The sequence below is a fragment of the Oscillatoria sp. HE19RPO genome, from assembly GCF_024220515.1.
GTDB lineage: Bacteria > Cyanobacteriota > Cyanobacteriia > Cyanobacteriales > Laspinemataceae > Laspinema.
Genome location: NZ_JAMXOT010000149.1, coordinates 1 through 22,672, shown reverse-complemented (window position 1 = coordinate 22,672; position 22,672 = coordinate 1). Strand labels below are relative to the sequence as shown.

Below are 22,672 nucleotides of genomic sequence, written 5' to 3'. Positions count from 1 at the left end.
AACACCACGGTATAAGACTTGCAGTCGGTTTTTAACCGACTTTAGCTATGAGGCGGGGGATTGATCCCCCGCCGGTGTTGCAACTAGACAAATGCTCAAAATTGTGCTACAGTCTGACCACTGTAGCTGGAGAAACTGGGGCCATGAATCTGCCAACTCCCAAAGAGCAAATTGAGGCATTACAGTCAGCGTTAATTCAACTCAGAAAACGAGGCGATCGCCCCCAATCTCTCCCGGATCATCGCCCTGGGGAATCCGAAATCCTGGGAAAGTTAGGGATTGCTTATTATCAGGACCAACAATGGCATAGCGCCCTCACAACCCTGAGCGAATATCTCAATCTAGCGCGGGAGTTGGGGAATCAAGGGGATGAGGCAGTCGCACAGTATTATCTGGGATTTACTCAACAAGCGATCGACGAACCGGATCGAGCAGTAGCGGCGTTTTTTCAGGGATATCGGTTGTTTCGACAACTCCAACAAAATGAGTTTGCCGCTCAACTTTGGCAGCAGTTAGTCCAACAGGGACAACGGTATATCCAAAATCAGCAATTTCCTGAAGCTGTCGCCCTTTATAAACAGCAAATTCAAGTTTTGTTAGAATTTGATGACCTAAAAGCCAGCGCCGAGATTGCCCTAGAATTGGGAAAACTGTACTATTCTCAGCAGGATTTCCCCCAGGCGATCGCCTGTTATGCCTCCGTCCTCGACAGCGCCCAAACCCTGAAAGAATCCGCCCTAGAAAATGCCGCTTTAGCTTGGTTAGGATACAGTTATTGGCAGAGTGGAGACTTAGCGCAAGGATTGCAGTATTTGGAACAGCGTTTAGCCTTAGTCCAGCAACTAGAAAATACAGCAGCGCAACAGGAAACCTTAACCTGGTTAATTCAGATTTACCCGCAATTAGACCATCCCGATAAACTCATCCAGTCTTATCAACTTCAAGCCAATCTCTGGCAGCAACAAGGAGATGCCCTCAATCAGCACCTCAGTTTATATGAATTAGCCCGATATCAGTTTAATCGCCAGCAATATCCCGAAGCATTATCAGGGTTTCAGGTGACCTTAGAACTCGCCGAAACCTTGAGCGATGAGCAGGGAAAGCCTTGGAAAACGGCCAATGCTCATTATATGCTAGGGGAATGTTATCGCAATTTGGGAGAGAACCAACCAGCAATTTCCCACTATGAACCAGCAGTGCAGTTGTATTTAGAGTTAGGAGTAAAAGACTGGGCGCAGAAAGGGTTAGATGCTTTACTCCAGTTATATCGAAACACCCAGCAGACTGAATCGGAAATCAACTGTCAGAAGCAGCGGTTAGACTTATTCCGGCAGGAAGGAAATGCCACATCGGAACTGTCTTGTTTATATCAACTTGGCAATCTCTATGATAATCTGAAGCAGTGGGAAAATGCCCTGGAATATTTTGAGTCAGCCCTGAGTTTAGCCCAAGCACAAGAACAGAAAGAATTTCAGGCGAATGCTCATTATATGCGGGGGCAATGTTATGGCAAGTTGAGCCAAAAAGAATCAGCGATTTCAGCCTATCAGCAAGCGGTTGAGTTGTATGGTGAGTTAGGGATTAAAAAGTGGTTACTCTCTGGGTTAGAATATTTGGTGAATTTGCACCGGGAGTTGGGACAGTATGAGGAGGCGATCGGCTTTCAGAAACAGCGGTTAAACCTATTCCGACAGGAAGGCAATGCCACGGCGGAACAGACTTGTTTATATTATGTTGGAAAGCTCTATAATAACCAGGAGCAATGGGGAACTGCCATTGAATATTTTGAATCAGCCCTCCAGTTAGCGAAAGATTTGGGGCAGCCCTACAAACAAGCGAATGCTCATTATATGCTGGGTAAAAGTTATAGAAAATTAAAGCAATTACCCAAAGCCATTGATAATTATAAGCAAGCCATCAATCTTTATCCAGAAGCCAAGGATATTAAAGGGGCGGCTATTTCGTCTCATCAGTTAGGCAATCTCTATTACTATGATTTACCGCTAAGGAAAGCCGACAGTATTGATAAAGCGATTGAAATTTATACAGAAAATCTAAGCCGTTACACTCGTTCAGATTTTTCCAAAGATTGGGCAATGACTCAGAATACTCTGGGGAATGCTTACAGATATCGCATTTTAGGAGACAAAGCCGAAAACCTCGAAATTGCCATTCGCCACTACAAAGCGGCTTTAGAAATCTATAGTCGTGAAGATCATCCTCAAGATTGGGCAATGGTACAAGTGAATTTAGGAGGAACTTATCGAGAACGAATTCAAGGAGAAAAGTTAGATAATTGGCATCGCGCAATCTTCTGCTATCAAGCAGCATTAGAAGTTAGAACCCGTGAGGCAGATGGGGAAAATTGGGCGAGTTTGCAAAACCGGCTTGGCAATATCTATTCCGAGAAAATTTCCGGAGACAAATCGGAAAACTTAGAAACCGCCATTTGTCACTACGAAGCGGCTTTAGAAATCTATAGTCGTGAAGATTATCCTCAAGATTGGGCAATGGTACAAGTAAATTTAGGAGGAACTTATCAAGAACTAACTCAAAGAGAAAAGCTAGATAACTGGAAGCGGGCCATTGCTTGTTATCAAGCGGCATTAAAAGTTAGAACCCGTGAGTCAGATCGGGAAAATTGGGCGAGTTTACAAAACTGTCTTGGCCATATCTATTCTGAGGACATTCCAGGAGACAAGTCGGAAAACTTAGAAACCGCCATTCGTTACTACGAAGCGGCCTTACAAGTCTATAGTCTTAAAGATTATCCTCAAGATTGGGCAATGACGCAAAATAACTTGGCGGCTGCTTACGGTAATCGTATAAAAGAAGAGCGAAGGGACAATCTAGAACGGTCTCTTGCTTACTCCGAAGCCGCCTTAGAAGTGTACACCCGCAACGCCTATCCCGAACAATGGGCATTAACGCAAAATAACTTGGCAGTTGCCTACAGTAATCGTATCAAAGGAGAGCGAGGGGAGAATCTAGAACGGTCTCTTGCTTACTACGAAGCCGCCTTAGAAGTGTACACCCGCAGCGCCTATCCCGAACAATGGGCATTAACGCAAAATAACTTGGCAAATGCCTACAGTAAACGTATCAAAGGAGAGCGAGCAGAGAACCTGGAACGGGCCATCGCTTGCTACCAAGCCGCCTTAGAAGTCAGAACCCGCAGCACCTATCCTGAAGATTGGGGAGCCACGCAAAATAACTTGGCAGTTGCCTACAATAATCGTATCAAAGGAGAGCGAGGGGAGAACCTAGAGCGGTCTCTTGCTTACTACGAAGCCGCCTTAGAAGTGTACACCCGCAGCGCCTATCCCGAAAAATGGGCTATGACGCAAAATAACTTGGCAGGTGCTTACGCTGACCGCATCAAAGGGGAGCGAGCAGAGAACCTGGAACGGGCGATCGCCTGCTACGAAGTCGCCTTAGAAGTCAGAACCCGCAGCACCTATCCTGAAGATTGGGGAGCCACGCAAAATAACTTGGCGACTGCCTACAGTAAACGGATCAAAGGAGAACGAGGGGAGAACCTGGAACGGTCTCTTGCTTACTACGAAGCCGCCTTAGAAGTGTACACCCGCAGCGCCTATCCCGAACATTGGGCCATGACGCAAAATAACTTGGCAGGTGCTTACGCTAACCGCATCAAAGGAGAGCGGGGGGAGAACCTGGAGCGGGCGATCCGCCTTTATCAAGAAGCGTTGGAAGTCCGTACCCATAAAGCCTTTCCCCAATCCCACACCGAAACCCTCAATGACTTAGGACATACCTATCAAGACCAATCCAGGCACTATACCCACGACCCCACAAAGAAACAAACTGCCCCCCAAAATGCATACATCACCTTTGAACAGGCATTAGATACAGTGGAATACTTGCGAGGAGAAATCACCTCTGGTGATGAAGTCAAACGGAAACTCAATGAAGAATGGACTAAACTCTATCGCGGCATGGTGGAAGTGTGCCTAGAATTGGGCAGATACATGGGCGCGATTGAATACGCAGACCGCAGTAAAGCCCGCAACCTCACGGAACTGATCGCCACCCGTGACGCATACCCAGGCGGAGAAATTCCCGCAGAAGTTCGCGAACGCTTGCAAGAAATCCGTCAAGCTATTTCTGAAGAAGACCGCCGCCTCAAACAAGACCCCAACCCCGACTATACCCACATCAGCCAACTGCGGGAAAATTTTCAGGCAAAATATCCCTATAAACCGTTGAAATTCTCGGATATTCAATCTTTAGTGGACGATGAAACCGCTATTTTGGAATGGTATATTCTGGGGGATAAATTCCTGACGTTTACCCTCACCAACCAAAGCCTCAACCTGTGGACATCTTCCAAAGAAGCCCGACAAAACCTCATCGACTGGACAAACGCCTATCTCCACGACTACCGCAACAACAAAACCCAATGGCAACATAAACTCCCCCAACGCCTCGAAACCCTGGCTCAAATCCTGCATCTGGATGAAATCCTGCAAAACCTGCGGGAAAACTTCCCCAACTGCAAAAAACTCATCCTCATCCCTCACCGCTTCCTGCACCTGTTCCCCCTCCATGCTTTACCTGTTGCCGCAGGAGAGAATCAGCGTCAAACCCTACAGGAACTCTTCCCCAAGGGAGTGAATTATGCGCCCAACTGCCAAGTGTTGAAACAAGCCAAAAAACGCATCAACCAACGTCCCGATTTTAACCAACTCTTTGCCATCCAAAACCCCACCCAAGACCTCGACTTTACCGATATCGAAGTCGCCGCGATTCAATCCCTATTTAACCCCCACCAAGTCCTCAAACATGACCAAGCGGAAAAAGCCGCGATTCTCGATGGGGATAAGTTGAAAAATGCCCACTGCACTCACTTCTCCTGTCACGGCTATTTCAACTTTGAAGATGCCCTCAAATCGGCCCTCCTCCTGGCTAAGAGCGAATTTACCCCACCGCCACCCCATGAGGACCAAAGCCGTTATATTCCCCTCCAAAATGGCAATCTCCTCGACTTGGGGAAATGCCTGACTATAGAAGATATCTTACGCCTCGACCTCACCCATTGCCGTCTCGTCACTCTCTCCGCTTGCGAAACCGGCATCACTGACTTCACCTCCACCAGTGATGAATATATCGGGTTACCCAGTGGGTTTATTTTGGCCGGTTCCCCGAATGTCGTCTGTTCTCTGTGGACCGTGAATGATTTATCCACCGCTTTGCTGATGATTCGCTTTTACCAAAATGTCAAACAGGGTGAAACCGTTACTCTGGCGCTGAAACAGGCCCAAATCTGGTTGCGGGATGCGACGGTGGAGGCGTTGCAGGTGTGGGGTGAGCCAATATTAGATCCTTTCTCTCAAGAGGAGTTGCGGTGTCGGCTGAGTAAAATGGATTCAAGGTCAAAACCTTTTGCCTTGCCTTACTACTGGGCGGGGTTCTGTGCGATCGGAGCGTAGGAGCAAAATTATGTCATCACGAGACCAGTACATCCAAAACTTTATCACTTTAGTCAAGACGCGATCGCCTTTATTTGCCGATTGCCAAGAGGAACTAGAACAACTGCGGACAAGTTTGCCCGAGGATACTGCGGGAATCTCCAATGCGATCGCTGCCTGGTGTAAATCTCGCCCGACGATTCGCGACGCAATGGGTGCCATGTCTGAACCAAAGGAGGGCGATCGGGCTCCAGGACATACCGGCAATGCCCCACCGCCACCAGACCCCAAAACCTACCGAAACATCCTGGAAAATGCCATCCGTCGCATCCAGTCACCGCCTAAGTAAACCCCATAAGCGAACAAAATATTCCCTCATGGGGTTGGGGCAATTTTTTCGATTGCCCCAAATCGACTTTAATGAGAATCCAGCCACTGCTGTAAATCCGCCAAGTTGGTAAAGTCTAATAACGCTTCACTCAACTCCTCCAATTGCGGCTTACCCAGGGACTGAATTCGGGACTCAATTTCCGGATTAATCGGCCCACAAAAGCGATGAAGCAGGCGCAAAATTACGGCTAATTCACCTTGTTTTTCGCCCTGGGTAATTCCCTTTTGTAGAATGTCTTGATAGACTACAGATTCTTGCATAACTTCCTCCATGAACATGAGCAAGGGGTCTGATGAGGAATGGGGCAATTAAAAAACTGCCCCAAATCGACTTTAATGAGAATCCAGCCACTGCTGTAAATCCGCCAAGTTGGTAAAGTCTAATAACGCTTCGCTCAACTCCTCTAATTGCGGCTTAATTAGGGACTGAATTCTGGACTTAATCTCAGGATTTAGCGGCCCACAAAAGCGATGAAGCAGGCGCAAAATTACCGCTACTTCGCCTTGTTTTTCGCCTTGCTCTAATCCCTGCTCTAATCCCTGGGCAATTCCCTTTTGCAGAATATCTTGATAGACTACAGATTCTTGCATAATTTCCTCCCTGAACATGGTGGATATTAACTGGTTATCAAACCGCAACCCCGCTAAAATTTGAGTGCAGGCTGCAATTTCCTGTCGCAGGTCTGTATCCTGTATTTTACCCACTTCTTGAGCTACTTGACTCAAGAGTTCCGTGGGGTTCTGTGTGGCGCATAACACCGCCAGTGGCAGTAAGGCATTATTCTCCAGTAAAGGTTCTGGCGATTCTTCCCATAACCGAATGACCTGATATCGGTGGTGGGTGAATTCGGTCCGAAATTCGGTCTCGAATACCGCCGGATTACTCGTAGGAAGCAGCCAAATCAAGACTTGCCTCACGGGTAGTTCATATTGCCACTGTAACCGGATGGAATAGCTGCACATCCGGATCGGCATGGGCCGATTTTGCGGAACCCTCGTTTGAAATTCTAAATGCTGAATTTCGGGGCCGCTTTTTAGGAAAATAACTGAATCCGCCCGAATCGGTTCGACGGAAAGTTCAGTTTTTAAGATTTCAACCGGGGTGGTAATGGGTTGTCTGAAGGCCCAGGATGCCATTTGTTGGGCATATTTTTCTGCCCAATATTTTAGCAGGTTGTCATAACACATGGTTGGTATAAATGTAATGTCTGGGTAGGCTCTTTCTGAGGACTAGAAAACTCTCGGGGGGTGACTCTCCCTCCTGATTTCAAATTTTACCAGAAAACCTGAGAAAATGCTATCATTTGTATCTATTGGCTGCCCCAGGAAACCCTATGCTTGAACAATTGTCGGGAGAATTGCTCCACTATCCCAAACTTAGCTTATATGCCTTCCACCTCTGTCATGATATGGCATTGGCGGAAGGGGAACGGGTGAAAGATGCTGATTTACTCTGGCAGCGGTTTGAGGAATTGGGCGAGTCGCTGGACATCCTAGCCCTCAAAACCTGTCGTCAATGGTTAAATATTCCGGAACATCAGACAACGATCGCGTTTCGAGAACTCCTCTCGGAGGAACTCGATCGCTGTTTGAGCTTCCACTTTCCCGAGGTAGAGGGTAAATCGGATACTCCTCGGCGCAATGGGGAACTCTACGCGGTCCAACTTCATGATACTTATGTGGCTGACCTCACGTTTCGCTATCCGGGAATGGTCCCCGTGGCGGAACTCACTCACCTCAACCCCGAGGGAATGCTGCTGCCCGATCGCATTTGCGCTTCCATTGGCCAAACGTTGGTCCTGTTCGCCAAACCTGTCCTTGCCGAAGAATCCCCCTCCCCTGACACCTTGCGCCAGTTAGCCGATCGCTGTTTACAAGCCTTACTCACAAACGCTCCCCCCCTTGTTCTACCGTCCTATCGTGCCGAGGGGAAACTGTTAGGCAGTCCCATTTTTGAATATGACAATGACGCGGAAAATCCGGCCCAATCCTGTCACATTCTCATCTGGTTAGACTGCCATCCCAATACCACCCACCTCGAAGCATCTGGAGACTACTATCACCCTCTGATGGATTTGCTTTGTTATCGCAGCAAAATCCGTTTCAGCTATCACCAAGCCCGGACTCGCTATCGAGACTGTCGCCAACTTTATACTGATTTGGAAACCCTGATGAAGGCGTTACCAACCTTGCCGGAAGATACGGCTGAAAAATTAACGGCTTTGCAGGAGGCTCTCCTCAAAATTAACCCCCTAGCCTTTAGCTATGCCAGTCATATCCGGGATATTGAAGACCAGCGCACCACGATCATTACGAATTTAAAGAATTATACCACAAAATTGGAGGAATTAACGAATATTGCCGGAGAACAGGAGTTAAGTTTTTTACAGGCGTTTAGCTATGAATGCCGGTCCAAATTATTAGGACAAATCCACACGGACTTGAATTATTTAAGGCCAGGAAATGCCCTATTCGGCCACTGTATTGCCACGATGCGCGGCATTGTCGAGGTGGAACAAGCCAAGATGAATCACAATCAGCAGGAAGCGAATCAAGACTTGCAAGACCATATTCAAGCGGTGGGGGTGGGAATTGCTGCTGGGGCGATCGTTGCTTCGACTTCGGGGTTAATGTTTCAACCTTGGGAGTGGAAAGGAGAAAAAGTTGAATTTTCTTTCCCCTTGCCGTTGTTGGCGTTTTTGATTGCGTTGTTATTCAGTGCTGCCTGTTCCGTGGGGGCCTGGTATTGGGCCAAAGAGGGGATTAAACAGGGGCGATTTCCCTTCCGGGATGTGAAGGAAAGGCAATCAAAAAAACCGAAACGGTGAAGGGTGTGGTTATAGGAAGGAAGACATCGGAGGCAGGCTGATTTAACAATTTTATTGAGATATAGAGCAGGGCTATTTCAGCTTAATGTAAGACGTGATAGAATAACAGAGTAATCTCACTCAGAAGTCAGGTCAAGATGTCCTAGAACACCATCGTGGAAGCATTTGCGGAGCTAGAGGATTGCCGTCGTCAAGCTGGAATGCGGCATCAACAAAGCCTATGTCTAGCCTTATTTACCCTTAGTGTTGCTGCGGTAAATCGTGGCTTCTAGCGATTGGAGATTGGTTAAAGTCCTACCATGATGAGTTGGTGGAATTGTTCAAGCCTGAGAAAAACCGCTTACCCTACTATAGTACAATTCGACGAATATTACCACGAATTAGTGTAAAAAATATTCAGACTGCCTATCCCTTTTTTTTTAATTGAGCCGATAGAGAGTGAAACTATTGCAGTCGATCGCAAAGTTTTAAGAGGGTCTTATGAGGCCATCAGTGACAACCCTGATGTAGATTATCATCCAGCAATTATGTTAGTAATTGCCTACATTGTAGAACGAGGGTTAATTCTCTAACTCTATCAAGTTGATTCCAAAACTAACGAAATCACGGCCTTACCCGAGTTTATCAAAAACCTGGCTCTCAAGGGGGTGGTATTTGCTTTTGATGCAATCAGTACCCAAAAAAACTGCTGAAATCATTATAGAAAGTGGAAATGACTACATCGGTGCGCTCAAAGGGAACCAATCGGGTCTGCTTGAAGCAGTCCAAGAAAATTTTGAAGCAATTCAGACTCATGAATCGAACCATGTTGGACATGGGCGAGTTGAGAACCGCACGGTTAGTATTAGTAATCAGCCAGATAATATTCCTGAATTTTCTGGACTAAAACCCCCAATTTGAATTATTTTATGTTGGGAATTTTATCGAATCAATATTATTGAAAACAGCGTAGAAACTCGTTTTTATGTTTTTTCTGATTGCAAGTGCCGAACAATTTGATAAGTGAATTTCGAGGTTATTGGGGAGGAGAAAACAAGGTTCATTATGTGCGTGATGTAACTCAAGGTGAAGAGGCTTCTCGCATCAGGACAAACCCTTTAGTTCAAATTTGGGCAGTTGCTCAAAACTTTGCACTTAATATATACCGCGATTATGGATTTAATAATAGGGTTCAAGCCCAACGGCGCACGGGATTTGGCCTTAAACTACTTAAGGAGTTGTTCAGAATGAAATAGCCCTGCTCAGGGTATAGTGAGGAGTAGGTATTTTAATGGCATTTACCGGGTAATCATCTTTGTCACTGTAAGCATTATTCAGGTGATGATGGGATAGAGAAAACCAGGCTTCTTGTTCTGATATTTGTTTGGGAATGAGGGTAACAATCAGTTGGGTATTGGGTTCTAGGGGGTAGGGTTCATCGAGTTGAATAGACTGTCCATCAAAATGTGCGGATAAGGAAACAATTTTCATGGATGAGATTTCACGTTCAAAAGGAACACTTTCAGTGTACTCTATCCTAAAATGTATCGCCAGGGTCTGTCTCGTCCTCTAAGCAGACTCTGCGGAGTGCGAGCTGCTCGCACTCCTCGAAAGCTCTGTAATGCCTGAGTCGGGGAACCCCTAGAGCGGTGCCGATCGCCTCACTGCAACAACCGAGCGATCGCCTGGGCTAAATCCAAAGGTTCTACAGGTTTAGGAATGTGAGCATCAAATCCGGCTGCGAGAATCGCTTGGCGATCGCTTTCTCCGGCGTAGGCGGTGACGGCGATGGCGGGAATGGTTCCTCCTTCCTGGGGTGAGCGAGATCGCAGGGTGCGAATTAAGCCGTAGCCGTCGAGTTCGGGCATTCCAATGTCACTGACCAAAACATCCGGTTGCCAGTGGTTAATCACAGAAATCGCCATTTCTGCTGACTCGACTGCCTGTACTAACGCACCTTCCATTTCCAGTAGAAAAACCAGAAACTCCCGAGTATCGGGTATATCATCGACGACGAGTATTTTTAGTCCCTGTAAGTTCGGCAACTCCGGGGTGATGAACTCCGGGGGAGAGGGTTCCCCAGACTCTGGTAACAAAGGGAGACTCACGGTAAAGGTCGCCCCTTGTCCGAGTCCTGAGCTTTCTGCCCCAATTTGGCCGCCATGTAATTCGACTAAGTGACGGGCGATCGCCAGTCCTAACCCCAGTCCCCCAAAGGTGCGGGTGGTGGTACTATCCGCTTGTCGGAAGGTTTCAAAGACATGAGGCAAAAAATCCGGTTCAATTCCCGATCCGGTATCTTGGACCTGAATTTGAGCGCAGTCTGACTCTTGAGTGAGATAGACGGTTACCTGTCCTCCGGGGGGGGTAAACTTGACTGCATTGGACAGGAGATTCCATACAGCTTGCTGCAAGCGGTTAGCATCTCCTAAGACTGGCCCGACTTGCGGATTAAATTCGGTGTGAATTTGTATAAATTTAGCCTGGGCTGCTAGGCGAACGGTTTCGATCGCCGAGTCAATGACATCAGCCAGTTTCACTGGGGTTTCGGTGAGAATCAGCTTACCGCGCAAAATTCGAGAGACATCGAGCAAGTCTTCGATCAGTTCGGTTTGTAATTTGGCATTGCGTTCAATGCTGTTCAAGGCTTGGATAGTTTTTTCCGGGGAAAGTGTCCCTTTTTTGAGGAGTTGCGTCCAGCCCAGAATGGGGTTGAGGGGCGATCGCAATTCATGGGATAAGATGGCGAGAAATTCATCTTTAATCCGGTTGGCAACTTCCGCTTGCGATCGCGCTTCTCGTTCCAGTTCCAGCAGGTGCAATCGTTCCTGTTCCTGCAATTTGCGATCGGTGATATTACTAAAGGAAATCGCTACGCCATCCTCTAATTTGACCGCCATATTCCGGAACCATCCGGAAATCCCTTCGGCGTGATATTCCACTTCAATATCATGAGGAATCCCAGTTTCTACCACCTGGATGTAGCGCTTAAACAGGTAACGATTGGTTTCGTTTTTTGGCAGGCGATCGCTCAAGCGGTGACCGACTAATTCATCAATGGAACAGCCCAATATTTCCGCAGCTTTGGGGTTAGCATAATCCCAATGAAAATCAATAATTTCTCCTGTGGAATTGCGGATGGCGTGAAAAATGGTGAAGGCGTCCAGGGAGAGTTCTTGGGCGACGCGAAACCGCTTTTCACTCTCCCGCAAGGCTTCTTCCGCTAACTTGCGATCGGTCACATCCATGTTAACGCCGATCACCCGGATAGGCGTGCCATTTTCATCCGGAAAGGCTCTGGCTTTGGCGACGATCCAGCAAATTTTACCATCGGGGCGTTGAATGCGAAATTCGCTATTAAAAGCGACGCCATCCTGACTACAACCTCGAACTTCATGTTCTACTCTGGCTCGATCGCTGGGATGAACCATAGCCAGTCCGCTTTGAAATGTACTATCAAAGCTACCGGATACCAGTCCATAGATGGATTGGAGTTCTTCAGTCAGAAGAAGTTCCCCGGTTTGTAAATTCCAATCCCATATCCCAATTTTGCCGATGTTTTGAGCTAAGGCTAACCATTTTTGGTTACTCTCTAAGGTTTCCTCGGCCCGTTTGCGATCGCTAATATCAATGGTAATCCCATCAAACCGGGTCGGTTGTCCTGTCTCGTTGTAAAAGGCTCGTCCGATCGCTCGAATCCATCGAGTCTCTCCCTTTCTATCCTCCGTCCGGTAGTCGATTTTATAGGGAGTACCCTCGGCGATCGCCTGAGTAATGGCCTGGTGAGTGCGATCGCGGTCCTCCGGATGCAGGCACTCATAAAATAGATCGATGGTGACTTCCGTCTCTGGAGACAGTCCAAAATGTTCTTTGCACTTGTGATTCCACTCTAGTTTATCAAAGGGCAAGTCACAATACCATAAGCCTAACTCCGACGATTCCAAGACAAGATCCAGGCGTTCCCGTCCAATCTGGACCGCTTCCTCCATCCGCTTCTGATTGGTGATATCGACACAAGCGCCGGTTAAATATAGGGGAGTACCCCCTTCATCGGTGAAGGTCTTTCCTTTATCAAAAATCCACCGAATGCTGCCATCGGGACAGAAAATTCGGAACTCCATCTCGAAGTCCTCACTCGCGTTATCGCACTTTTCTATCTCACCTTTCACGGCTTTTCGGTCTTCCGGGTGGATCAGGGAGACAAACTCCTGCAACGTGCTCAGAACATAGTCTTCTGATAGGCAAAACAGCCGATTCATCGTTTCATCCCACTCGACGGAATCGGTCTGGATATTCCATCGATAGGTTCCGGTTTCTGATGCTGATAACGCGGCCTGCAAACGCTCTTGGCGATCGCGCAGTTCCCGTTCTACCTGTTTTTGACGGCTGATATCCAGGTTGATTCCGGCCCAACAAATCGTCTCTCCCTGGTCATTTTTGACCGAAACGCCTCGGGATAACATCGGATACCAGTTCCCATCAACACCCCGAAAGTGATGCTCCCGATCCCAGATTTCATCGGTTTGCAAGCACTCTTCCCATAACGAGAGGGTCCGATCCAGGTCATCCGGATGCATCGCCTGGGTCCATCCCCACCCCGCACATTCGGCGAGGGTCAGTCCGACTAGGTTCTGAAATGATTCGCTCACATAAATTAGGCGACCTTCGCGATCGCAGATCCACAGTCCATATTGCAGCGTTTCCCCGATCGCTTGGTAGAGGCGTTCGCTGTGCCTCAATGCTTCTTCCGACTGCTTGCGATCGCTGATATCCCGGAAATAAATAAATAACCCCTGATTAGAAGGATAAGCTTGAATCTCTAACTGCATTTTCAACGGTTCATATAGCACTTCCAAATGGATCGGGATTTGTTCCTGTATCGCTCGTCGATATTCCCGTTCCACTTCCGTTCCCACGGACCAAGGCCATACTTCCCAATGGGTTTTTCCGATTAATTCTTCTGGCTTTTTCTGATTAATTCGAGCGGTTTCCCCGTTGATTTCAATGATTCGCCATTCTCGATCTAATGAGACAAAGGCATCGGTCATGCTCTCTAACATCTCGATCGCCTGTTCTAACTCGGTGATTTCTACCCGTTTCCCTACAACCCTTTCTGATGCTTGTTTTTCTGGATCAATTGGCATCAGGGTAAAGACCCGATATAGCAAGGTTCCTTCTGGATTTTTAATAGAATTGACCTCAGTCATTCCCTGAATGAGGTTGCCTTGTTTCCCCGACTGGATGGATTTAAAAGTGTGAAAACCTCCGGCATCTGCTAAATTCATGGTGTTAATCAGTTGGCCGTGACACTCTCGGGAAAATAACTCAAAAATTGAAATGCCAATCAGTTCGGCCACTTCGTACCCCTGGATTCTTGCCCAGGTGGAATTGACCTGTTCTAAGCGGTGAGTTGTAGCCGAGGCGATCGCCACTCCACAACCGACCCTTTCTCCCCCTTCTGCCCCTATTTCAGCGCATTCCTGGGGGGTTTGAACCGGGAGGGCGTTGGTGATATCCTGATAATAAATGACTAGCCCCGTTGGGGAGGGACTGCCCTGCACTTTGAGCCCGCAATTCAGGGTCGGGTAAAACTGTTGTATTTCCACGGAAATTTTTTGGGCGATCGCCCGATGAAATTCCGGCTTCCATGACGAGGCGATCTCCCCGGGAAAACTCTCCCAGAGGATTGTACCGATCAATTGCTCTTGACTTCTTCCCACGATTTGAGCACCCCGTTGATTGACATAGGTGATGCACCATTGCCGATCGCAGGCGACCAAACCATCGGTTATACCCTCAAGAATCGTGAGAAATTGGTCTTGCATAGTCTTTCAATGGACGGTACAGGGTTTGATGAGTCAAATTCTTGAATCACATTTCATCAGATTTTCATATCCATGACCCCTTTCCCTCTCAACTCCGGGGTAAACAGAACTCGCCTTACTCATCAATGTTCAATAGTCCTGTAGCGCCCGGTTAAAGTCCGGGTGAGGTAGCATCAACCTTTAGATGAAGGAACAAAAACGTTAGATTTTCTGAGTGAATAATACTAGATCCCTATGAAATTGTCAAGAGAAAGAAGCCCAACGGGAGAATTGCCGGGACTCTCGGTCGGTTGGAAACCGGATTCAGGCAACCTAGCCCGATTAACTCGTCAGACTGCCACATTGCTCAAGGGCGATCGCCTTCTATATCTAACCGTTGGGGTGTCTCTCGTTCGGGCTGAAGTTGTTCTGAAGTCTGATTAAAAACCAGATGAAATACTGCACCGATCACAAAAAGCAGAAACAGAACCCCTAGGGCGAAAATAACATTGAAAATCGAGTGACTGGGCCGGTTATGTTTCATGAAAGAGTCGAGAGTAAAGCAACAGCACAAGTCCAAAGCATAAGTCCAAACCGCATCAAACAGGAGAGTGGTTCGAGGGATTCGGAATACTCGCCCCATCGGTAGATTAATGTTCCCTACATTTTTAGGATAAAGGGTAACCCGAAGTTTTTGACTCTATCGCCGGGAATAATTCACTTAAACCTCACTCAATGCGCCCCGGGATAGTTCCCTCGAACTTCAACACCCTCCGGCTATTTCCTTCTTTAGATAGAGGTGAGAGACTCCCTTGTTCTTTTAAAGTAGAAAGCTAGAGTCGCTATGACAACCGCTCCCCAAACGGGGAAAACCAGTCTCCCAGAGCCAGTCTTCACCCCGGTGCTTTCACCCCAAAGGAAGGCAAAAAAGCTAATCGGGGCTTGAACTCCCCTGGAGAACAGCATCAATGTTGCCAAGTTCTTCAGTCCTCACGGCCCTCACAGAAGGAGAAACCCGATTGATTCTGTTCAATTGAGAGTTAGAGAGAGCGTAGCGATCGCCTGCAACAGGTGCGATCATCCTCCATTGTTCAATGGGGTTAGTTCCAGCACTGTTCAGATGAATGCAGCCACAAATGTAGTAAAAACCTCTGTCTCAAGGGGGATGACTCGGGGAGATACCGGCACAATACTCTTTTTATAGCTAACTTAAATCATTCTGACATAGAGATAGCGAGCAAGATGCAAAGCCTGCGGCATAGCTGGTGCTTACCGCACTACAAGACCAAAAGGCTTAGATCCATTGTCAAACTGACTTAGACTCGCTATATAAGCGGAAATCCCTAAATTTTCTCTTTGTCAACTTATCGTTATTATCGTTATCAATGGAACTAACAAAAAAAGAAAGTTTAAAAAATTTAAAACCCGGCTTAATTCAGAAATAGACCTGCAAAATATTAGATTATAAAAGGAGTATAGAATTGAAATTTGGCAACCTGATTGGGGCAATCGCTTTTATTGTTTCCTTAATTATCCTCTGGGAAATTAAAACTGTTCTGTTGCTGGTATTTGCCGCCATTGCTTTTGCCACAGTCCTCAACCGGATGGTGTGTCGATTACAGCGATCGCGTCTGAATCGCGGGTTTGCCATTGCCCTGACAATTAGCCTGCTTATCGCCATTGTTGGTTTATTTTTCGTCTTAATTTTCCCCAGAGTTTTTGCTCAATTTCAGGAATTACTAGAACTGCTCCCCCAAGCTTTGACACAGTTACGCCAGTGGTATCAATGGGTACAAAACTTTATTCCTAACCAGCTAATTGAAGATATTCAAAATATTGATTTTTTAATTGAACGAATCCGCAATGTCGGTTTAAGTTGGTTTGGTGGATTTTTTAATATTTTCTCTAACTCGTTAGACTTTGTATTAAACTTGCTATTGGTCCTCGTACTCATTGTCATGCTATTAGCCAATCCAACTCTCTATCGAGAGGGTTTTATGCTACTATTTCCAGCATTTTATCGCCGACGAGTCGATGAAATTCTCCAGGGGTGCGAACACAATCTCGTGGGTTGGGCCGTTGGGCGAATTTTTAACATGGTTTTTATTGGGGTCGCCAGTGCATTAGGCTTATGGGTAATAGGCATCCCCTTAGCATTAGTCAACGGCATGATATCCGGTTTAGTGACCTACATTCCTAATATTGGCCCGATTGTTGGTTCCATTCCTCCCATCGCCCTCGCCTTCCTAGATTCACCCGTAAAAGGAGTAATAGTCATTGTATTTTACCTGTTCATTGAGCAGCTAGAAGGGCTAGTTTTAACCCCAATGGTGATGGAAAATGAAATCTCTTTACCCCCGGCGGTTACTTTAACCTCAATGCTGATTTTTTCTCAGTTTTTTGGTTTGCTTGGTTTATTCCTCGCCCTCCCCATTGTGGCGGTGTTACAAGTTTGGTTAAAGGAAGTATTAGTTAAAGATGTCATGAACAAGTGGACCCGCCACGAAGTCTATTCTGCTCCAGTAAAAGACACCTTACCCGGTGAACCCTTAACGGATTCTGAACCCTAAGTACAGATTAAAACCCGCACCCTTGAGGGCGCGGGTTTGGGTGACGAAAAGTTCTGGATTACAAATCAACGCTGGTCAAGAATCAGGGTTTGATTGAGGCGGCCCGTCCCCTGAGTTTCATGGCTGACCGTATTACGATCGCCGGTTAACTCCACATAAATACTGGAATTCGCTGGCGTATAAGTTCCGGTGATTTCAATCTCATTTTTGCCCGGATTGAGATAGGACGAGAGGTCGATCGCCGTATAGTTGCCGCGAATGGTTTCCACCACTGTCCCATCAATCACAATCTCGGCGTTAATGTAAGTGCCGCGATCGCCCCAAACTTCCAGGGCTAATAACTGGTCCGAATCCACTGTAATCTCTGTTTCTTGGGTTTGAGACAGGTTACTCCCCCGTGACTGTCGGGAATATACCGACTGAGACACCAGATTCGGGCGATCGAGGGGGAAACCCATCCACCTCGGTCGCGATCGGTCTAAGTGAGTCAGTTGCCCGAGGCGACTACGACTGCGAACGGATTCAATCCTCAATCCGCCCTCGGATTCGACGCGAATTCCCTGTTCATCCACCTGAATTGACATCTGGGACTGGGCCTGAGTCGCACCGAGCATCAATGCGGCTAAGGATGTGAACAGGGCAACCCATCTCACACTGGGGGGCGGATTGATTAAATACCCCATGAACTTGATAGCTCTATACATTTTTTTAGTCCTAAATACAAAGAAACAACAGCCAATCTAACTCATTCATTTAATCCCATTCAATTACTCAATTAACCGCAGTTGTTCTCGATAGCGAATGGCCGGATTATTAATAGAGTTCAGGCGATCGGCAGGATTATCTACGTTGATTTGAGGATTAACTTGAATCTGCACCGGGTAGCTGGTTGACCTGAGCAGTCGCTCTGTCCCCCGAACGGACTGACGAACGGAACGGTTTTGAACGGCCCGATTGGGTCCGACATGAATTTGAGTTCCCGTAGTCACGGTGGCATTGCGACCACAAGTGCCGGGGTTTCCCATGTCTACGGTATTGGTTTGCTGGGCCGGACCTCCGCCACTGATGGAAATTTGCACGCCGGTATCAATTTGCACACATTGGGCGGCAGCTAAATCCGTAGCAACCGGGGCAATACTGAATAAAGCTGCAATAGATAAACTGCTTAGAAATGAAGATTTTTTCATGAATTTTACCGATGAAGATGACTAAAATGAGAAGAAATAAGAAGTATTTTCTTCCCGATTGAATTACAGGAAATAAAGGGGATGCACCGAGATTGACCTTGATATTGCGTTCACGGACTTATCAAAATTAGGCCATTAGTGGCGGATAAAATTTTGAGAATTTCGTGAAGAAGCGTTAGGAAGATTAGCCGGAGTGCGGATGATACTGGGGCTAACCGATTGGTATAGGCGGTTCGAGGAGGGCACAGAAGAATTGGGAGAGGTCTGACCCCGGGGCTCACCATAATACAGATTGATGTTTTGGTTAACGGTGTTACCGTTGCCATTAATCGCTGTTTGTTGATTGATGGCGGGAATTGGGGGGCGATTGTGACCCGGGGAGACTTGTGCCGCTAGGGGAGTGGCGATCGCCACGGTGGAAAGGGTCGCTATCAGATAGACTCGGTTGAATGGTGTGAGCATAATGGGCACCGTGAGTAAAGGGGATGACGTCGGGTGAGATCTATCCCGACGTCAGGATCGGGAGTCGTCCACAGGCGATCGCCTTAATGTTTCTTTTGATAGTGAGGACGAGGGCGAGGTGCGAACCGTGTGCTATCCGCTTCCACAGTGGTTTGCCGATTGCTTTGACGGATTTGATTGTGATGTCCGTAAACATCGGCATTCTGCAATTGGTCCTGAACAACCCCTTGGTTTCCGAATCCACCACCCCGGCGATCGATATTGGTTTGGGTGGAATTTTGGTCAACAAAGTTGCCATTGCCGGTCACCACCGCACGCTGTTCACTGGTTTGAACCACCGCACTATCTCCCGTGACGCGGTATCCCCCAGCTTGAGCAGGAAGGGATGCAATGCCTAAAGTGGCGAAGGTCAGTAAACCCAATAGGCCGCTGAGTTTCGGCATTTTGACAACTTGAGCAACGGGTTTAGAAGCTTTAAGAGAGATCATGATTGTTTTGTCTGGTTTGAAGTGAATAAGGGTTGAAGAGTGGAGCGCTGGCGCTACCCTCTTTAATCCTCTGAACATCCCCATTAAAGAGCCTCTGCTTTCTCCTGTCAAGGGGGTTTTAAGTTTTTTTTAAGAGCCTCTGCGGGGGATGTTAGGATAATTTTATGGATAATTTTATGGAGTTCATGCAAAGATAAGTTAGCTTAAAAAAACAGTTTTTAGGATACTTTGGGTTTTAGTTATATTGCATCCTCACCATAAAACTTTTTCGGTCGTTGCCTCTGAAACGGTGGGAAACGGTCCGGGAGAAAACAAGTAAACTTTTGTAAAAAAAAGAGGGGATTTCCCCTCAGAGTGTTATGGTAAATGCAGACAATAGACCTTAAATGACTTCCCGCCCGATGAGCGCGGGATATGTTGTTTGATCGCAGAGTAGGCGTTGCCCAGGTGCTTCCGGGGAGTTCAACGGTCAGCGGTTGCGATCGCCATCTGACCTCCTCCCCCCTTTAATCGTCCACTTTCTCAAAGTTCAGAGATGCCGAATTAATGCAGTAGCGCAACCCCGTCGGTTTCGGTCCATCAGGAAAAACGTGACCGAGATGGGCGTCACAATTGGCACAGAGAACTTCTGTCCGACGCATAAACAGGGCGCGGTCCTCTTCTTCGGCGACATGAGTCTCCTCAATCGGGGCCCAAAAGGAGGGCCACCCAGTACCGGAGTCAAACTTGGTCTGTGAGCTAAATAACTCCGTCCCGCAACAGACGCATTTATAAACTCCTTTCTCTTTATTATCGTGGTAGGCTCCCGTGAACGCTCTTTCGGTTCCCTTCTTTCGGGTCACCTTAAACTGTTCTGGGCTCAGTTGCTCTTTCCACTCGCTTTCTGATTTTTGAATTTTCTGAACCATTGTTCATTCCTCTGGTGGGGTATGTGAAAGTATTATTCTATCGCGATCCTTTCAGAGGGTTGGGGTTGAAGTCCCCACTCTGCGATAGAGGGAAATCCCACCTCGGTCCCCCCGTTCCAAATGCAAGTCCTGATCTAAGTAGGTGGTTTGTAGCCATCCCGAGGCCCACTTGCCCAGGGGCAGTTTGAGAGGTCCCAAGGGGCCGAGTTGCAACCCCAGGCGCTCAAACCGGAACTGAATGCGGTGCTGTTTGTACTCAAAAGGACCGCCCACAATCAGGGAACTCCCGGCAATGGTGATTTGATTTTCAAACCATAGGCGCTGGCAATCCAGGCGTTGGATGACGGAGGCGATCGCCTTGCGGTTCATGCCGTTCCCCGGTTTGTTCAATTTCTGAGCGTTGCGCGTTCCCGAACTCCAGAGTAACCGCCATTCTCCCTCTAGCAACTGGCGATCGCCTCGGATTTGCGCTTTTTCCAAAATGGCGACTGCCTCTTGCAGACTTGAAAAGTCCAGACTGCCTTCTTCTGAGTCCTTCAACAGTTGCGATCGCGCCGCTTGCACTGCCTCATCCCTAGTTTGGTTTGTCATACTCTCTTCTGTCCCCAATTTCTTCCCTAATTTATAGCCTGATTCAAGGTGATGAGGGAGATGATTGGGGAAGTTTGGAGTGCGAGCATCTTGCTCCCTATCCTCTGGCCCTCAATTCTCCCTAAGTTTCACTGAATTGCTGAATTTTTGACCTGTATATTATACGGAATCCGGTTGTCAAAGGTCTGCAAAAAACCCGCAGGCTCAAGCCTGGAGGCTCACAGGACAAAGCCCGCCTGCGCGGGCATCAAGAGTAAAAACGACTTTTGAACTCCGGATTTGGTCTTAATACCCTTCCTGTCTGACAAAGTAAAAAAAACCCCTGAATCAGGGGGAATGGGGATCAACGCCGAATGATACCAAATCCGGTTGTTAAACGTAGATTTTCTCTTCAGCCTGCGTAGGCAGGCTTTGTCCGTATAGCCTCCGGGCTTGAGCCTGTGGGTTTTTTGCAGACTTTGACTACCGGATTCCGTATGATCTCAGGGTAATAGGGGTGCTACCGTTGCCAGGTCAAGATTGAGTTAACGGGGTTTTGAGAGAGATTGGAACGGGACTGATGGGGAACGGTGGAGGGACTGGTTAAAAACAATTGTAAAGACGATACGATTGCCAGGGCTAAAAAAATTCGATTTAACATAGTCGTGAGCGTTGATGTTTGATAAATCAACTCTAGTCGGGTTTGTTTTCCCGTCCGGTTTGGAGGGTGTCGCTATTTGATCCGATCGCCAATTATTTCGTTAAACCCTGCTACAGACTCGCACTTGAGTCGGACCCGGGATGGACAATTGAAAATCTGGCAAGGTGACCGATTGTTCTTTCCCATAGTTTATGGGTATTCTGGTTAAGTTTTGCCCAAATTTTTGCCCAAATTTTCCCAAACTTGCCCAAATAAGATGAGAGCGATCGCCTGAAACCCAGCAATCGCCCTCTAGTTTGAGTCCGGGAAAAATGACCCCTCGAACCGATGCCAATCCCCGGACTCTATTAATTTTTGTACCCAAAAAATTCGCTTCGGGCGATCGCTACCCTAAAAATACTGCTTGTGCCACCTGGGCGAGGGAAAAATCTGGCCTTAAACATTAAAAATCGCGTCACTTTTTCAGACGTTTTCGCTGAAAGCAACAGGGGATAACGATTGGAGAATTCAGGGTTTACGCCCGGTTTCGGGGGATGAACTGAGCTACTCCAGATTTGGCGAAGGTCTCATTTTTTTAGGAAGAAGGTTCGGGTTTTTGAGGTCTAAGGCGATCGACTGACGGGGCCAAATGTTAGGGAATCGGAGGGGTTTCCTTTCAGCTAGGCCGCTCTTTGAGACGAATTTGAGTTGGATGTCTCAGACGGTTTAACGACAATCCATTGACCTGTCACGGGATCGCGATAGGTCTCAAATGGATTTTGGCGTAGTGGGGGGTTTGTTTGCTCCATCGTTTTACCCTTGCCTCGTGCAATCAATGCATTCACCTTTATCACTTATCCTAGATTGTTTTTCACTTGGAGGCGGCGATCGGTCTCAAGGGTCGATGCGATCGTCATCACATTCGGCTATTGAGGGACCTCTGACTCTGACTCTTGATTTCACCCCTATCTAGCCCCCACAAGGCGCTGTTCAAATCGGGTTCATTTTGATTTGTTCTCTCGTCAATTCTAATTGAGCCGAGTGAGAAACCGAGTGGGTTGGTGCGGATGTGCCAGTGCGGTTTACAACCTGACAAATCGGCCTCAAGTGAAGGAAAATTCCCCGTTGAGTTCCGAGTACGGAGGTTGATTTCCAACCCGGAACTTAACGGGGAATTTGAGTGAATAAAGATCCGATTGCGTTTAACCCCTGTTGCGATCAAGAGGTTAGGCAGACTGATGACATCTCCCCATCTGTAGTTGAGGGATGACTTAAGGGGATTGCAAAATATAAATCCTCCAAACGCGCAACTGAAAGTAAGGTATGTGTAGGGGCGCAATGCTTGCGCCCCTACATTGATCGCGCTACTCCGTTGATCTACGAACGAACGTTTTGGAGATTTTATTTTTTGGAG

At 47.4% G+C, this 22,672-nt stretch carries 17 protein-coding genes; 6 read left to right on the top strand and 11 right to left on the bottom strand.

The window, feature by feature from the left end; all coding sequences use genetic code 11:
- The first annotated feature begins 47 nt into the window (after positions 1–47).
- Positions 48–5,453, top strand: a complete 5,406-nt coding sequence (locus tag NG833_RS14115) for a tetratricopeptide repeat protein (RefSeq protein ID WP_254565929.1) — start codon at positions 48–50, stop codon at positions 5,451–5,453.
- A gap of 10 nt (positions 5,454–5,463) precedes the next feature.
- Positions 5,464–5,781 carry a hypothetical protein gene (locus NG833_RS14110; RefSeq protein ID WP_254565928.1) on the top strand — a complete coding sequence of 106 codons (318 nt, stop codon included), beginning with the start codon at positions 5,464–5,466 and terminating at the stop codon, positions 5,779–5,781.
- A 68-nt stretch (positions 5,782–5,849) separates the two neighbouring features.
- Here NG833_RS14110 and NG833_RS14105 read toward each other — a convergent pair whose 3' ends face one another.
- Both NG833_RS14105 and NG833_RS14100 read right to left on the bottom strand, forming a co-directional pair.
- Positions 5,850–6,083: a DUF4351 domain-containing protein gene (locus tag NG833_RS14105; protein WP_254565927.1), complete on the bottom strand. Its 234-nt coding sequence runs from the start codon at positions 6,081–6,083 to the stop codon at positions 5,850–5,852.
- Between the two features lie 72 nt (positions 6,084–6,155).
- Positions 6,156–7,010 carry a DUF4351 domain-containing protein gene (locus tag NG833_RS14100; protein ID WP_254565926.1) on the bottom strand — a complete coding sequence of 285 codons (855 nt, stop codon included), beginning with the start codon at positions 7,008–7,010 and terminating at the stop codon, positions 6,156–6,158.
- A 146-nt stretch (positions 7,011–7,156) separates the two neighbouring features.
- Here NG833_RS14100 and NG833_RS14095 point away from each other — a divergent pair, with 146 nt between their 5' ends.
- Both NG833_RS14095 and NG833_RS14090 read left to right on the top strand, forming a co-directional pair.
- Complete coding sequence (locus tag NG833_RS14095) at positions 7,157–8,650, top strand: hypothetical protein (RefSeq protein WP_254565925.1); 1,494 nt, start codon at positions 7,157–7,159, stop codon at positions 8,648–8,650.
- A 663-nt stretch (positions 8,651–9,313) separates the two neighbouring features.
- On the top strand, positions 9,314–9,550 hold the full coding sequence (locus NG833_RS14090) for a hypothetical protein (RefSeq protein ID WP_254565924.1): 237 nt from the start codon (positions 9,314–9,316) through the stop codon (positions 9,548–9,550).
- A 321-nt stretch (positions 9,551–9,871) separates the two neighbouring features.
- Here NG833_RS14090 and NG833_RS14085 read toward each other — a convergent pair whose 3' ends face one another.
- The 3 genes from NG833_RS14085 to NG833_RS14075 all read right to left on the bottom strand — a co-directional run bounded on the left by NG833_RS14085 (position 9,872) and on the right by NG833_RS14075 (position 15,076).
- Complete coding sequence (locus NG833_RS14085; protein ID WP_254565923.1) at positions 9,872–10,120, bottom strand: hypothetical protein; 249 nt, start codon at positions 10,118–10,120, stop codon at positions 9,872–9,874.
- Between the two features lie 170 nt (positions 10,121–10,290).
- A complete protein-coding gene (locus NG833_RS14080; RefSeq protein WP_254565922.1) occupies positions 10,291–14,454 on the bottom strand; it encodes a PAS domain S-box protein in 4,164 nt (1,387 codons plus the stop codon).
- Positions 14,455–14,800: 346 nt separating this feature from the next.
- Positions 14,801–15,076, bottom strand: a complete 276-nt coding sequence (locus NG833_RS14075) for a hypothetical protein (protein WP_254565921.1) — start codon at positions 15,074–15,076, stop codon at positions 14,801–14,803.
- Between the two features lie 838 nt (positions 15,077–15,914).
- On the opposite strand from NG833_RS14075, the gene NG833_RS14070 reads away from it, so the two are divergent.
- Positions 15,915–17,003, top strand: coding sequence for an AI-2E family transporter (locus tag NG833_RS14070; protein ID WP_254565920.1), 1,089 nt, complete (start codon positions 15,915–15,917; stop codon positions 17,001–17,003).
- 65 nt (positions 17,004–17,068) lie between these two features.
- Here the strand turns inward: NG833_RS14070 and NG833_RS14065 are convergent, their stop codons facing one another.
- From NG833_RS14065 to NG833_RS14040, 6 genes are all read right to left on the bottom strand, one after another.
- Positions 17,069–17,707, bottom strand: coding sequence for a hypothetical protein (locus tag NG833_RS14065; RefSeq protein WP_254565919.1), 639 nt, complete (start codon positions 17,705–17,707; stop codon positions 17,069–17,071).
- A gap of 63 nt (positions 17,708–17,770) precedes the next feature.
- Complete coding sequence (locus NG833_RS14060) at positions 17,771–18,190, bottom strand: hypothetical protein (RefSeq protein ID WP_254565918.1); 420 nt, start codon at positions 18,188–18,190, stop codon at positions 17,771–17,773.
- A 135-nt stretch (positions 18,191–18,325) separates the two neighbouring features.
- Complete coding sequence (locus NG833_RS14055; protein WP_254565917.1) at positions 18,326–18,652, bottom strand: hypothetical protein; 327 nt, start codon at positions 18,650–18,652, stop codon at positions 18,326–18,328.
- An 83-nt stretch (positions 18,653–18,735) separates the two neighbouring features.
- The gene (locus tag NG833_RS14050) at positions 18,736–19,140 is read right to left on the bottom strand and encodes a hypothetical protein (RefSeq protein WP_254565916.1); all 405 of its coding nucleotides are present in this window, start codon (positions 19,138–19,140) and stop codon (positions 18,736–18,738) included.
- A 506-nt stretch (positions 19,141–19,646) separates the two neighbouring features.
- The gene (msrB, locus tag NG833_RS14045) at positions 19,647–20,048 is read right to left on the bottom strand and encodes a peptide-methionine (R)-S-oxide reductase MsrB (protein WP_254565915.1); all 402 of its coding nucleotides are present in this window, start codon (positions 20,046–20,048) and stop codon (positions 19,647–19,649) included.
- A 51-nt stretch (positions 20,049–20,099) separates the two neighbouring features.
- Positions 20,100–20,639: a PAP/fibrillin family protein gene (locus tag NG833_RS14040; RefSeq protein ID WP_254565914.1), complete on the bottom strand. Its 540-nt coding sequence runs from the start codon at positions 20,637–20,639 to the stop codon at positions 20,100–20,102.
- A gap of 951 nt (positions 20,640–21,590) precedes the next feature.
- On the opposite strand from NG833_RS14040, the gene NG833_RS30435 reads away from it, so the two are divergent.
- Positions 21,591–21,725, top strand: a complete 135-nt coding sequence (locus NG833_RS30435; RefSeq protein WP_256555980.1) for a hypothetical protein — start codon at positions 21,591–21,593, stop codon at positions 21,723–21,725.
- The last annotated feature ends 947 nt before the right edge of the window (positions 21,726–22,672 follow it).

Bases quoted from the DNA above. Each gene is read 5' to 3' on its own strand.
- NG833_RS14115 (WP_254565929.1), top strand. From the start codon at position 48: ATGAGGCGGGGGATTGATCCCCCGCCGGTGTTGCAACTAGACAAATGC.
- NG833_RS14110 (WP_254565928.1), top strand. From the start codon at position 5,464: ATGTCATCACGAGACCAGTACATCCAAAACTTTATCACTTTAGTCAAG.
- NG833_RS14105 (WP_254565927.1), bottom strand. From the start codon at position 6,083: ATGCAAGAATCTGTAGTCTATCAAGACATTCTACAAAAGGGAATTACC.
- NG833_RS14100 (WP_254565926.1), bottom strand. From the start codon at position 7,010: ATGTGTTATGACAACCTGCTAAAATATTGGGCAGAAAAATATGCCCAA.
- NG833_RS14095 (WP_254565925.1), top strand. From the start codon at position 7,157: ATGCTTGAACAATTGTCGGGAGAATTGCTCCACTATCCCAAACTTAGC.
- NG833_RS14090 (WP_254565924.1), top strand. From the start codon at position 9,314: ATGCAATCAGTACCCAAAAAAACTGCTGAAATCATTATAGAAAGTGGA.
- NG833_RS14085 (WP_254565923.1), bottom strand. From the start codon at position 10,120: ATGAAAATTGTTTCCTTATCCGCACATTTTGATGGACAGTCTATTCAA.
- NG833_RS14080 (WP_254565922.1), bottom strand. From the start codon at position 14,454: ATGCAAGACCAATTTCTCACGATTCTTGAGGGTATAACCGATGGTTTG.
- NG833_RS14075 (WP_254565921.1), bottom strand. From the start codon at position 15,076: ATGGGGCGAGTATTCCGAATCCCTCGAACCACTCTCCTGTTTGATGCG.
- NG833_RS14065 (WP_254565919.1), bottom strand. From the start codon at position 17,707: ATGTATAGAGCTATCAAGTTCATGGGGTATTTAATCAATCCGCCCCCC.
- NG833_RS14060 (WP_254565918.1), bottom strand. From the start codon at position 18,190: ATGAAAAAATCTTCATTTCTAAGCAGTTTATCTATTGCAGCTTTATTC.
- NG833_RS14055 (WP_254565917.1), bottom strand. From the start codon at position 18,652: ATGCTCACACCATTCAACCGAGTCTATCTGATAGCGACCCTTTCCACC.
- NG833_RS14050 (WP_254565916.1), bottom strand. From the start codon at position 19,140: ATGATCTCTCTTAAAGCTTCTAAACCCGTTGCTCAAGTTGTCAAAATG.
- msrB (WP_254565915.1), bottom strand. From the start codon at position 20,048: ATGGTTCAGAAAATTCAAAAATCAGAAAGCGAGTGGAAAGAGCAACTG.
- NG833_RS14040 (WP_254565914.1), bottom strand. From the start codon at position 20,639: ATGACAAACCAAACTAGGGATGAGGCAGTGCAAGCGGCGCGATCGCAA.
- NG833_RS30435 (WP_256555980.1), top strand. From the start codon at position 21,591: ATGACCCCTCGAACCGATGCCAATCCCCGGACTCTATTAATTTTTGTA.